At 46.6% G+C, this 13,267-nt stretch carries 12 protein-coding genes; 4 read left to right on the top strand and 8 right to left on the bottom strand.

Translation table 11 applies throughout. The annotated features are described in order from the left end of the window. From BST85_RS09075 to BST85_RS09055, 5 genes are all read right to left on the bottom strand, one after another. The gene (locus BST85_RS09075; protein ID WP_104812955.1) at window positions 1-549 is read right to left on the bottom strand and encodes a DUF4136 domain-containing protein; all 549 of its coding nucleotides are present in this window, start codon (window positions 547-549) and stop codon (window positions 1-3) included. A gap of 51 nt (window positions 550-600) precedes the next feature. Next, window positions 601-2,580: a urocanate hydratase gene (locus tag BST85_RS09070; RefSeq protein WP_104812954.1), complete on the bottom strand. Its 1,980-nt coding sequence runs from the start codon at window positions 2,578-2,580 to the stop codon at window positions 601-603. Beyond that, complete coding sequence (locus BST85_RS09065; protein WP_104812953.1) at window positions 2,577-2,756, bottom strand: C1orf53 family protein; 180 nt, start codon at window positions 2,754-2,756, stop codon at window positions 2,577-2,579. Before BST85_RS09065 ends, BST85_RS09070 begins: the two co-directional genes overlap by 4 nt. 157 nt (window positions 2,757-2,913) lie before the next feature. Then, the gene (locus tag BST85_RS09060) at window positions 2,914-3,411 is read right to left on the bottom strand and encodes a hypothetical protein (protein WP_104812952.1); all 498 of its coding nucleotides are present in this window, start codon (window positions 3,409-3,411) and stop codon (window positions 2,914-2,916) included. Between the two features lie 261 nt (window positions 3,412-3,672). Further along, on the bottom strand, window positions 3,673-5,979 hold the full coding sequence (locus BST85_RS09055; protein WP_104812951.1) for an autotransporter outer membrane beta-barrel domain-containing protein: 2,307 nt from the start codon (window positions 5,977-5,979) through the stop codon (window positions 3,673-3,675). A 270-nt stretch (window positions 5,980-6,249) separates the two neighbouring features. Between BST85_RS09055 and BST85_RS09050 the strand changes: the two genes are divergently transcribed. From BST85_RS09050 to hemL, 3 genes are read left to right on the top strand one after another with little or no spacing between them, the layout of a single operon-like run. Beyond that, on the top strand, window positions 6,250-7,176 hold the full coding sequence (locus BST85_RS09050) for a 1-aminocyclopropane-1-carboxylate deaminase/D-cysteine desulfhydrase (protein ID WP_104812950.1): 927 nt from the start codon (window positions 6,250-6,252) through the stop codon (window positions 7,174-7,176). A gap of 5 nt (window positions 7,177-7,181) precedes the next feature. Beyond that, window positions 7,182-8,021: a glucosaminidase domain-containing protein gene (locus tag BST85_RS09045; RefSeq protein ID WP_104812949.1), complete on the top strand. Its 840-nt coding sequence runs from the start codon at window positions 7,182-7,184 to the stop codon at window positions 8,019-8,021. Window positions 8,022-8,027: 6 nt separating this feature from the next. Beyond that, complete coding sequence (gene hemL / locus BST85_RS09040; protein ID WP_104812948.1) at window positions 8,028-9,323, top strand: glutamate-1-semialdehyde 2,1-aminomutase; 1,296 nt, start codon at window positions 8,028-8,030, stop codon at window positions 9,321-9,323. Between the two features lie 43 nt (window positions 9,324-9,366). Here the strand turns inward: hemL and BST85_RS09035 are convergent, their stop codons facing one another. Next, on the bottom strand, window positions 9,367-9,666 hold the full coding sequence (locus BST85_RS09035) for a hypothetical protein (RefSeq protein ID WP_104812947.1): 300 nt from the start codon (window positions 9,664-9,666) through the stop codon (window positions 9,367-9,369). Between the two features lie 73 nt (window positions 9,667-9,739). After that, a complete protein-coding gene (locus tag BST85_RS09030; protein ID WP_104812946.1) occupies window positions 9,740-10,183 on the bottom strand; it encodes a hypothetical protein in 444 nt (147 codons plus the stop codon). A gap of 125 nt (window positions 10,184-10,308) precedes the next feature. On the opposite strand from BST85_RS09030, the gene BST85_RS09025 reads away from it, so the two are divergent. Then, window positions 10,309-12,849, top strand: coding sequence for a M14 family zinc carboxypeptidase (locus BST85_RS09025; RefSeq protein ID WP_104812945.1), 2,541 nt, complete (start codon window positions 10,309-10,311; stop codon window positions 12,847-12,849). Here BST85_RS09025 and BST85_RS09020 read toward each other — a convergent pair. Continuing rightward, window positions 12,839-13,228 (bottom strand): thiol-disulfide oxidoreductase DCC family protein, encoded by a 390-nt coding sequence (locus BST85_RS09020; protein ID WP_104812944.1) that lies wholly within the window; start codon window positions 13,226-13,228, stop codon window positions 12,839-12,841. The two genes, BST85_RS09025 and BST85_RS09020, sit on opposite strands and share 11 nt — an antisense overlap. Between the last annotated feature and the right edge of the window lie 39 nt (window positions 13,229-13,267).

Raw genomic sequence — 13,267 nt, 5'->3', positions numbered from 1 at the left:
TTATTTGGATGATGCTCCAGGAGGGTATCCTTGTAGGATCCTGGTCACCATTTCCTGGATACGCTGCTCCCTTTTCTCCATGCTGCGCATAACCAGGTCGCCCGTTCCTATTCCCTGCCAGACCAACTGATTGGTCTTGGCGTCGATCAGGTCAATATAAAGTGTTCCTTCTGTCGAGGTGGTAACGGTTGGGCCCCAATAGCCGCCCCAGTAACCGCCCCAGCCATACGGATATCCCCATCCCCAGCCCCAGCCGGCATTGTTGTAAACATCTACCCGGTCTCTTTCCTGAGTAAAAATACTGACCAGCAGATCCGCTTTCTCTGATTTGATCATCCCCTTTGAAGTCAACTGGGCGTCAATATTTCTGAGAATGCGCTTTTTGTCCAGATCGGAGATCTTGGCCTGGTCAATTCCCGGCTTGTAAAAAGCATAGGTTTGGTATTGACCAAAAGGAGCTTCTTTGTCGTAGTCGGTCACTACGCGTACGGAAGAACAAGAGGTCATCGTCAAGGCGATCACAGCGAGTAGAAGAAGTACTTTTTTCATAGAGGCAATCTTTTAATGAATAGTCACTTGGTTTGCATTCCAGAATTTTATCTATTCCATCAAACTATCGTCTACTAAGTTAGGAAGAGTAACCTTTAGCAAGGGCTCCTGAGCCATAGCCCGTTTAATTGCAAAGATTGCTTCCTCGTTTCGAGCCCAGCTCCTGCGTGCGATGCCGTTGTTTACATCCCAGTGTAGCATGGACTCCAGACGTCTTTGTGCTTGTTTAGAACCATCAAGAACCATACCGAAACCACCGTTGATGACCTCACCCCAGCCTACTCCACCGCCATTGTGAATGCTCACCCAACTGGCTCCTCTAAAACTATCACCTATCACATTGTGGATAGCCATATCAGCTGTAAAGCTGCTACCGTCATAAATATTGGAAGTTTCCCTGTAGGGTGAATCCGTCCCCGATACATCGTGATGATCACGTCCTAAAACTACCGGCCCTATCTCACCCTCCGCTATAGCTTTATTGAAAGCGGTAGCAATTTCCATACGTCCTTGTGCATCAGCGTAAAGTATCCTGGCCTGAGAACCAACAACAAGCTTGTTCTCCCTAGCACCTTCGATCCACTGTATGTTGTCTGCCATCTGCTGGCGGATCTCTTCTGGAGAATCTTCCATCAATCGCTGCAGAACTTCCAGGGCAAGCGCATCGGTCCGGTCCAGGTCGGATTCTTTGCCAGAAGTACATACCCATCGAAACGGGCCAAATCCGTAATCAAAACACATAGGCCCCATTATATCCTGTACATAACTGGAATAACGAAATCCATCGTCATTTGCGTTCATGATATCCGCTCCGGCCCGAGAGGCTTCCAGCAAAAAGGCGTTCCCATAATCGAAGAAGTAGGTGCCCTTGGCCGTATGCTTATTGATAGCCGCTGCTTGACGTCTTAAACTCTCCTGCACGTGTTGCTTGAAGGAGGCGGGGTCTTCTGCCATCAGTTGATTGGACTCCTCATAACTAAGACCAACGGGATAATATCCGCCAGCCCAAGGGTTGTGCAGGGAAGTCTGATCACTTCCCAGGTCAACACGGATGCCCTCCCGGTCAAAATGTTCCCATACATCCACTACATTGCCTTGGTATGCTATGGACAAAGTCTCGCCCGCTTCACAGGCAGCCCGGACGCGCTTAGTCAATTGGTTCAGGTCCTCGATGACCTCGTCTACCCATCCCTGCTTGTGCCTGGTTCGTGTGGCCTTGGGATTGACTTCCGCACAAACGGTCACGCAACCGGCAATATTACCTGCTTTTGGTTGGGCTCCACTCATTCCTCCAAGACCAGAAGTCAGGAATAGTCCGCTGGTAGTTGGTTTTTTAATTTTTCGAAAGCCATTCAATACCGTGATGGTCGTTCCATGAACGATGCCTTGCGGCCCGATATACATATAGCTTCCCGCGGTCATTTGTCCGTATTGAGTTACGCCAAGTGCATTGAACTTTTCCCAATCGTCGGGTTGGGAGTAATTGGGGATCATCATCCCATTGGTCACTACGACTCTGGGTGCCTCAGGATGAGAGGGAAACAAACCTAAAGGATGCCCGGAGTACATAACCAAGGTTTGCTGGTCTGTCATTTGACTGAGATATTGCATACACAACAGATACTGAGCCCAATTCTGGAATACTCCTCCGTTTCCTCCGTAGGTGATCAACTCATGGGGATGTTGAGCCACCTGAGGATCCAGGTTGTTCTGTATCATCAGCATAATGGCTCTGGCCTGAAGGCTATTTCCTGGATATTCCTCTAATGGCCTGGCAAACATGTCGTAATCCGGCCGATAACGGTACATATATATCCGGCCATAGGTAGCTAATTCCTGCTCGAATTCAGGGAGCAGCTCCTTGTGTAATTTTGAATCAAAATATCGAAGTGCGTTACGCAGGGCAAGTTTCTTCTCCTTCGGATTCAAGATATCCTTGCGCTTAGGAGCGTGATTCACTGCAGGGTCGTATTCCTTAACAGCGGGCAGGATATCGGGTATTCCTGCTCGGATGGACTGGGCAAATGTCATTTGTTGCGGGATTGACTGTTTGTTTTGGGGTCGAAACCATATGGGCAATGACGGCAACCGCTTTCACAGCAGTATCCGCGCTTTAAATGGTATTGCTCGGTAAAGCACTTGTACCCCTCTGGAGTCAGGTAGTAATCCCCCTCTTCCAGCTCTATCTTTTTCCTAGAGAAAGACATAGGACAAAGGTACCGATATTCCGCTAAGAGTGGCGGATCGAAAACACTAAAGATTTCTTTAAGTCAGTTGGAATTAGATAGAAAAACCCTGCTCCTAGAGGAACAGGGTGTCTGCGTTGAGTGAGTTAAGTATCTCGGATCAGGGTCCGGTATGTCGTTACTGGATAGATTTATCCAGGTCTCTGGGATAGCTGTTTTGCAGGAAACCGTCAATTCGAGGTCCGGCATCCCTTAGTTTGGTAATGGTAGGTCCTCCTTCCGTAGGCTTCAGTGTGGCCACCAGGTTCCACGAAAACTTTAGATTACTCTTTCCAAGACCGATTTCCCTTACCGTAAAGCTGTCTGTGGTCTTGTTGGAAATATAGATTCCTTCGCAATCGCCATCTGGCATGATCATGATCTGGTAATTGTAATCTACTTCAGAATAGGTCTTAGCCCATTGAGGATCCACCTGAATTACAGCTTTGCCATCGATCAGTTGAGTTTCACCTCCAATCTGTATGATCGTATTTTCTATGGGGTCGGTGTCTGGGCTGTTAACCAAAGGGTTGGTTAGCGTACTCAGAGCGATCTGGGCATTCATCTGGCCGACGATCAGCAAACTAAAGATGCTGAATAACCAGGCATAAGTAGGTCGAGTAAAAGTTGATTTCATACTTCTTAAGGTTAATTTGGGGATTACAAGCTTAAATAGTATGTCGTTAAAAAGCAAATAAAATCGATAAAAAGCACAAATTATGTTCTTTTTTCATCAAAACAGCGAAAAAGACTACAAAAAATTCAAATAAATTTTCAAGTCCTGGTATTTAACAAGATTAAGGGTCAGTTAGTGAAAAAAGAAGAAAACAAGTAAGGTGACGTCTTGTGGACATCACCTTACTCACTCAACTAACTAATCAACTATAAGAACGGGGGATTATTGTTCTTTTGGAGAAAATTTTGGTTTTTCATATTGCTTTGCCTCTGTTGCGGCCAGCTCGTCCAACTTGATCTTGGTTGGTGCATCCGGAAAACGCAGACTACTGTATACCACGCGCTCCTCACCATTAGCACCCTCTACATCCTTTCTGTTGGCAACGATATGCCAAGAGAAATTGACATTGGATGACCCTTTATTTAATTCGACTACGGTAAAACCGTCCTTAGTTTTATTGGTCACGAAAACACCGTTGCAATCACCCTCTAATTGAATAAAGACCTTCAGGGGGCGATCTGAATCGACGTGAATATTGTTGGAGAGTATTGGGTCTATCTGAATATCAGCCCTTCCACTGATCAGTTGTCCTGTACCGTAGTCTTCGAAAAGGACCTCTGGTGCCTCGGGAGCAAACATGATCTTCTGATTGGAAGACTGGGTGGCTCCATCGACTATGGTAGAGACGTTTCCGTTCCCAATAATCTTGTAATTGGTATTGTTGTACCGAGCGCCTGCATAGGCCCAGGAAGAATTGGAATTGGATCCTCCACTGTAGAAGTAACCACCGTAGTACATATTTCCACCTCCCTGCTGACTGTTGTTGGTGTACCCGGCCAATTGTGCTCGCGGGTCCCTGGAGTCTGCAGTGATGGCAGATCCGGTATAATTGGTTTGGAAGCGAGCTGCTTCCAATTCACCCAGACTTGTGATAGGTCCCTCGGATAAAGCGTAAAGGGCAAGATCGGTGGCGTTGGTATTGGTCCCCACGTTAAGGATCTGGTTGGACGAGATGGACGTCGTGCTACCGGATACGGCTCTGATTCCCATATTGGATCGGGAACTGGCCTGTTGGTCCGCAACTGCTAACATACCATTGGCTCCATCGAAACCGGATCCCCAGCCGATCATACCTCCAATAAGGAAGGCACTACCCGTGTAACTGGTGATACCGAATATACCGTGATTATTGGCAGAGGTTCCATAGATTCCCAAACCTCCTGATCCGATGTCCTCTCCATAAACAGCTACTCCACCGGCACTGTTGGTTTCGGCCAAGACCCCATAGGGTTGAGCAGCATTGTTAACACGCAGCGCTACATTGGGAAAAGGAGTATTTCCTATACCCACTGTGCCGGCCTGGTCAATGTACATGCGTTCTGTATTATCGGTCCGGAAGACCAGGGTCGTGAAATCTGTGGTGCCGAGGAAATTGTTGGTGGAGTTCGTACCCGTATTTCCAGTGGTTGACCAACCCTCCACACGAACCCAACCAGATCCGTTCCAGTAGTAGAAACCGGGAGTGACCTCGTTGGCATTTCCCACATTAGAACTGGCCGTGTTGTAGACCATGAGTCCGCTTGCAGGTGCTGTTACCGGTGCTGCAGCTGTGGTGGCGCCCAGAGCAACCCTATTGATCAGTATTCCTCTGTCCGTATCCGCCAGGTCAAGTTGGGCACTGGTGTCCGGTGTGCCGGTTCCCAGTCCGATATTGTCGTTGGCGCCATCGGCAAAGAAGGTATTCGCATTATTATTGGTTGCTATTCGGGTATTCATATCAACTCCGGAATCATTGATCATCAGTTCGTCATTTCCATTCTCTCTCAATTCGATGAATTCCAGTCCACCAGCGCTGAGGTTCATTCGGTCCGCTTGACTACTCCACAGTCCAGTATCGGTGTCGGCATTCCAGCTGTAGAATGGGGCAACGTTTGTTCCCAGGGCCATGGCATGAACCTGATTAACATTAGGTACTCGGAATCGCTCCGTCCCACCGGTACTAAAACCCAGATTATCTGCCGATGCCTGGAAGATTCCGGTATTTTGATCGCCGCTCCAGGAGAGCATGGGGTTACCGCTATTCCCTGAACTAAATCCCAAAAGCCGTCCATCGGTTGTCATTTCGAATCGGTTGACGTTGTTCGTTCTGAATCGCAGGCCTACATTATCTGTGGTACCCACAAAATTTGTGGCAATATTGGTGCCGTTGTTACCATCTTCCCGCCAATCGTCGCTGATCAGGGGTACCCACACCGATCCGTCCCAGTAATGGAAACCACGACCGGTGGTATTGTTGGTGTTGTAAACCAAAAGACTTTCGGTGGCCCCACCTGTAATTGGGGCGATAGTCGATAGGTTATTGATGTTTACTCTGGGAATCAACATTCCCTTATCTGCACTCTCAACATCAAGTATAGATCCGGGCTGAGGTGAGGTTGTATTGATCCCAACTTGTGAAAGCGCCTTTCCGGCGATCAGAACGACCAGCACGAAAAGGACATAAATCTTAAGAAGTAATGATTTTTTCATAAGCTTTTGGGGTCTTATTGAATACACAACAATAATATCACAATAAATCGATAAAATGCAATATTAATCGATGAAATACACTAAAGATTAACAATTATCCGGTTTTGACTTAACATTTTGTAGGAATAAACTTCAAGTGTACGCCTAAAAGTCCCAATTTATTTGCATCGTATTGTTCGTAATACTGACAATACCTTAATTTGACCACTTTAGAACTCTAGATTTTTGTCAATAATTTAAATATGGACTCATATTTAGTTAGTTAGCTATATGAATTTATTTGATGCTGCTAAATTGCCCCCAGTTCTAATAGAACCGATCCGTATTTTGGGTCATAATCCATCAGAAGTCGAGCTCAGCTTATTGCGAGAAGATTTGATCCCTTCACCGGTATCGGGGAACAAATTCAGGAAGCTGAGATACAATTATCAACATTTCAGATCGGAGGGCTTTCGGAGTATGGTAAGTTTTGGAGGAGCGCACTCAAATCATATCGATTCCTTGGCTTGTCTTGGAAAAATTACAGACATCCCTACGGTTGGAATAATCCGCGGAGAGGAATTGGCGTCCAAGCCATTGAATCCGACCCTGGCCAAAGCCAAGGAAAGCGGGATGAAACTTTACTTTGTAAGCAGGACCGCTTATCGGCAAAAGGAAGCCTCAGATGAGATCAGGAAAATACTCCTACAATATCCTGGGCATTTCTTGATCCCTGAGGGTGGTACTAACCAGTTAGCGGTTAAAGGATGCGAAGAGATTCTGGGAATTCACACAAGGGAGTTTACTCACATCTGCTGTGCAACGGGCACTGGTGGAACCCTGGCCGGTTTGATCAAATCTTCAGCAAATGATCAGCAGGTCATCGGATTTTCTGCTTTGAAAGGCACTTTTCAGACAGAGGAGATCGTTAAGTATACGGACAAGGTTAATTTTGAGATTACTGACCAAGCTTGCTTAGGCGGATACGCTAAGATGGATCGTTCTCTCATTGTTTTTATGAACCAGCTTAAGGAACAGACCAATATTGGTCTTGATCCAATCTATACCGGAAAAATGATGATGGGACTCATGGGACGAATTCGCGATGGACATTTTCCGAAAAATAGCCGTATTTTAGCCGTACATACAGGGGGGCTACAAGGCATTCCTGCTATGAACCAAATTCTTATCAAAAAACAACTACCCTTAATTCGGTAAGTTGCATGAGACCATACCTGCTGGGGATCATATTGTTGAGTCTTGTTCTGGGCTGTAAACCTGGAAAGGAGGCAGTCTCCAAGAACGAAACCCGAAAAGAACGAAAAGAGCGCAAGGAAAGGCCCAAACCAGAGACTACCCGAGTAGAACCCAGTCGGGAGAAAGAACCCATCCCTGCCAATGCCACTTACACCCAAGTTGTAGATATCTATATAAGAAACTACCAGGCGATTGCCATGGAAGAAATGGAGATCTATGGAATTCCCGCCAGTATTACCCTGGCACAGGGGATTTTAGAAAGTGGCGCCGGTAGAGGCCAACTATCCCGTAAATCCAATAATCACTTCGGAATCAAGTGTCATACTACCTGGAACGGCGCCCGCGTATACCACGACGATGACGAAAAAGGGGAATGCTTTCGCCGTTATGAAGATCCCGATGACTCCTTTAGGGATCACTCCTTGTTCCTGACCAAGAGGTCGCGTTATGCTTCTTTATTCAAATTGAAGCAGTCGGATTACAAAGGATGGGCCAAAGGCTTGAAAAAGGCTGGCTATGCAACGGATCCGAAATATCCTTCCAAACTCATCAAGATCATAGAGCGTTATGATCTGGAGCGTTTCGACAAGATGGTCCTCAAAGGCAATTGGGAGCCTCCGGCCCAGGATATCGTGACCACAACGCCATCCGGAGAAGTTTATGTGGTCAGTTCTGGTGATACCTTATACAGTATCGCCCGTCGATTCAACTTGACGGTCGATAAGTTAAAGGCTTACAATAAGCTGAATGGTAACCTGATTTCAGTAGGACAAACCCTATATTTGCAGCCTACAGAAAATCGCTAGGTCATCATGAACTACACCCGTAGCAGCGCACTATTTCAGGAAGCAAAAAAGTACATTCCCGGAGGGGTAAATTCGCCGGTTAGGGCATTTCAGGCCGTGGGAGGCGATCCCGTATTCATTGAGAAGGCGAAAGGAGCCTATCTCTATGATGCAGATGGTCGTCAACTCATCGATTATATTGCATCCTGGGGTCCCATGATATTAGGTCATGCTCATCAGGAAGTTGTCGAAAAACTGATCGATCGAACCCAAAAAGGGACCTCTTTTGGTGCTCCAACAGAGCTGGAGACCGAGATCGCCAAGTTGGCCGTCAAGATGGTGCCCAATATTGACCAGATCCGTTTTGTCAATAGCGGTACTGAGGCCTGCATGAGCGCAGTTCGGCTGGCACGAGGGTATACGGCAAGAGAGAAGCTGATCAAATTCTCGGGTTGCTATCACGGGCACAGTGATGCCTTTTTGATTCAGGCAGGAAGTGGTGCTCTTACCTTTGGGACACCTAACAGCCCGGGCGTTACTCAAGGTACCGCTAAGGATACTTTACTAGCCCGGTTTAACGATCTGGCTTCCGTTGCCAATTTGGTGGAACAAAATCAAGGAGAGATCGCCGCTGTGATTATCGAACCGGTGGCAGGAAATATGGGGTGCATCTTGCCCCAGCCAGGATTCCTGGAGGGGCTTCGTGAAATTTGTGATCAGAACGGCATCTTACTCATATTTGATGAGGTTATGACAGGCTTCAGACTGGCAGCGGGTGGAGCCCAGGAGCGGCTTGGTGTTCAGGCGGATATAGTAACTTTCGGTAAAGTGATCGGAGGTGGGCTTCCTGTAGGGGCATTTGCAGCCAGGCAGGAAATTATGGAGTTCCTTGCTCCCGTTGGACCGGTGTATCAGGCCGGAACCTTAAGTGGTAATCCATTGGCCATGACCGCCGGTTTGACCATGTTGAACTTGCTGGACAATAATCCCGAAGTATATCGATCCCTGGATGAGAAAACAGCTTATTTGCATCAGGGACTGGAAGCGTGTTTTAAAGCACATCCCGAGATTCCCTACCAGATTAACAGATTGGGATCCATGATCTCGGTTCACTTCAGTGATCAGCCGGTCGTCGATTTTGAATCTTCAGCTTTAGCGGCTCGAGGTGATTCGTTTTCCCGTTTCTTCCACGGGATGCTGGAACGTGAGATCTATTTGCCGCCATCGGCTTATGAGAGTTGGTTCCTGAATGATGCATTGTCATACGATGATATCGATAAGACCATTCACGCCTGCGAGGATATTCTTCAAAATTGGTCATAAAAAAACCCCGCTTCATGGCGGGGCTCAATATGCTTGAGGGACATTAATTGTCCTTCATTTTCTTCCATTGATCAAACTGTTCTGCCGTTAGCGTCTTTTTCATCACTGCTTCCAGATCGTAGTTCTCTTCTTGGGACCGGGCCTTTTCATATTTAACCATGGCCCGGAAGATCGTTCTTTGCTGATCTCCTGTTAGATCCAGGGTTTGACTCAGTTCACTGACCTTGGCCTTGGCAACTACTTCCGGCCTGTCTTGACTTCGTTTTAAATCCTGGGCGCTCAAGGTGTTCATCCCTCCGAGCAGCAGTAAGGCAAAACTCAAAATCCAAATCGATCTTTTCATAATTTATCAATTAAGTATGTGACTAAAGTAGTCAATTGCTCCAGATGTGTTCAAGAATCGGGCCAGATTAACATTATGGGCGTCGACCGTGATCTCTCGAGGCCCGCTTCAACATCATGGCTTTCCCGCGTTTAACTGACTTTTCCAGTTTATCGAATTGTTCTTCGCTCAAAATTGACCTCAATTGATCTTTTGCGGCTATTTGTCTGTCCAACTGTTGGGATTTGAAGGCATAGAGTTCATAGGCGGTCATATCCTTTGGTTTTTTGCCATTTTCTATTTCTTGCCTTCTGTTTTGTATCTGGTTCAGGTGAAAATTGTGGATCTGCTGTTGTTGTTTCTCATCCAGGTCCAACTGTAAGGTCATCTTCTTGGTCTTGAGATCCGCTAACTGTTCTGGCGACAATTCCGCCAGTTTCTCCTTCATAGGGTTACGATTATCGTGGGAACCCCTTACAGGTTGGGACCAACCAATAAGGGTAGTCAACGCCAGGGCTAAATAAACTAGTGTCTTCATTGTTATTAATTTTATAAGGTTATGTCCTTATGACTAAACCGAATACAAGAGGTTTAACCAGCGGCTACTAAAGTTGTGTTAATCCGGGCTAATTGGTTTATTTTAGAACAATCAATTACCATCCTATGAAATTCACCAACATTTTCCTCTTTTGCTTTCTCGCCTTGGCTGGAATCTCAACACAGGCCCAAGATTACTATTTACAGGATTACGGTCCATTCGATCCGGAAATTCCCAGCCCAGAACAGTATCTGGGGTATCAGGTGGGCGCTATGCATACGCGCCACGATCTGATCGTTGGTTATATGGAGCTACTGGCGCGGCTATCGGACAGGGCAGCCATAACGTATTACGGACAGACCCATGAGGCCCGGAAACTGGTCATGCTCACAATTTCGGATCCCGATCACATTCAGAACATGGAACAGATCCGATTGGAACATCTTAAGTTTACCAACCCGGACCAAGATCCGGGTAGTCCAGATGCTCTGCCTATCCTCATCAATCTCGGTTACAACGTACACGGTAACGAGCCATCCAGTTCTGAAGCTGCTCTATTGACAGCCTACACACTGGTGGCGTCATCTCATCCTGATATTGTTAAGTATCGTTCTGATGGGGTCATTTTCATTGATCCCACCATTAATCCCGACGGCAGGGACCGTCATACCCAATGGGCCAATCAATTTCGTGCCGACCCTTTAGTCAGCGATAATTATGATGCAGAACACTGGGAGGCTTGGCCAAGAGGGAGGACCAATCATTATTGGTTTGATCTGAACAGGGACTGGTTGTTGGCGATCAACCCGGAAAGCAGGGGTAAACTAGCCTGGTATCATCAATGGTATCCCAATGTGGTAACCGATTTTCATGAAATGGGGACCAACAGCAACTATTTCTTCGAGCCGATGAAACCGATCGGATCTGAAGACCCCATAATGCCTAAAGAGAATTACGAAGATCTCAATAATCTGTTCGCGCCATACTATTCCAGTGCCTTGGATAATATTGGTTCCTTCTACTTCACTAAAGAAGCTTTTGATGGTACTTACCCAGGTTATGGATCCTCCTACCCTGATCTGCAGGGCGCCTTGGCGCTGTTGTTTGAGCAAGCAAGTTCCCGCGGGCATTTACAAAAGACCGACTATGGTGAGATATCTTTTGCATTTACCATTCGCAATCAGTTTACCTCCAGTATGGCAACGGTGAAAGCAGCAGTAGAAAATAAAGTTACCCTGCGAGAGTATCAGCAAAAATTCTTCAACTCGGCAGTTACTGCCAATAAACCATCCAATGTGGCTGGTTACGAATTTGGAGATCCAAAGGATGTCAATCGGACCATTGCCTTTATCGATAAGTTATTACTGCATCGCATCAAGGTTTACCAAAAAGGTGATCGATTTGTAGTGCCTACTCGTCAACCTCAACAACGGATGGTTCAGTCATTCTTTGAGACCTACAACAAATACCGTGACAGCGTTTTCTACGATGCCTCGGCCTGGAGTGTTGCCAATTTCTACAATATGAAGTACAAGCCTGTACGTTCTGTTGATACCAGCAAGGAGGTAAGCGGGAATTCGGAATTGGTACAGATCACTACGGCTCCACAATCCAATTATGCCTATTTACTGGATTGGGATGATTATTACGGACCGGCAGCCTTGAACTACTTACAGAAGAACGGTGTGCAAGCGGCTTCTGCCTTCAAACCGTTTACCACAAATACGCATGCCGGACAGAAGGAATTCAATTATGGTACCATCATGATACCCGTGAGCAAGCAGGACATGTCCCCGCAGCAATTGCATCAATTCATCCAGGAGGCTCAACAATTATGGAAGGTGAATATCTATGCGGTTTCCACCGGATTTAGTTTGGAAGGAATCGATCTGGGTAGCGGTAATTTCAGAAAGGTAGAAGCTCCTAAGGTTTTGATGTTAATAGGGGATGGGGTCAATTCCTACGAAGCCGGAGAAGTCTGGCATCTGCTGGATACTCGTGTAAAAATGCCCATGACCAAATTACAGCTGAGAACCTTCAATTTTGCTCCACTTGACCAATACAATACCCTGGTAATGGTATCTGGAAGCTATTCACAGTTGGACTCGCTCAAACAGAAGAAGATCAAGGATTGGGTTAGCAAAGGCAATACGCTGATCACCATAGCAGGAGCCTCTAAGTGGGCTATAAATAAGAAATTGGTCAAGGAGAAACTGACGGTCAAAACCAAGGATAGTGTTAAGAACGAAAATTCAGAGAGGCTATCATATGTCGATGCTCCGGAGAATAACGGAAGAGAAGAAGTTGGTGGTGCTATTTTCGAGGTTGATCTGGATCTGACCCACCCACTAGCTTTCGGTTATACGGATCGTTCTCTGCCGGTCTACAAGAACAACGAAGTCTTCATACAACCCAGTCAGAATCCATATGCGACTGTGGCCAAGTATACGGCCGATCCACACATCGACGGATACATCTCGGAAAATCGGTACGAGAACTATCTGAAACCTTCTGCATCCTTAGTGGTAAGTGCTGTAGGGGCCGGTAGGGTGGTCCTCTTCGCAGACAATCCAAATTTCCGTGGATCTTGGTTTGGAACCAACCGGTTGTTCCTCAATGCTTTATTCCTAGGGAATCAGATTCGTGTACCTCGAGTTAATGATTAGCCAGAGGTAGCTGAATATGGCATTGGCCAGAGGCGCCAAACCAACGCATTCGATTGCGAGCAGCGATCCTGTAGACTCCGTCTCTAAGGGGACGTGGAAACTTTAGAGCTAAGGATGAGAGGGCATGCCATCTGTTGGTGAGCCTCAGTACTCTTAGCAGACCTGTACTGTGGAGGTGAAGGCCTTCATCATCGATCAAGATCACAGTGTCCAGCCTATAGAGGTTGAAACCATAGTGTTTTAGTAACTCTTGTCCCTCTGGCGATTGAAAAGCAACATAATTAAACTCATCCCTTGGTAGCTGCTGGAACAACCAATCGATGATCCCATTGCAAAGGGAGCATTCTCCATCAAATATGATCGTCTTGGTTTTTGACATTGCGATTGCGTCTTGATGAAGAGGTAGTCGAACATTCGC

Source organism: Aureitalea marina (genome assembly GCF_002943755.1).
GTDB classification, from domain to species: Bacteria; Bacteroidota; Bacteroidia; order Flavobacteriales; family Flavobacteriaceae; genus Aureitalea; species Aureitalea marina.
This window is presented reverse-complemented; position numbering and strand designations above follow the sequence as displayed.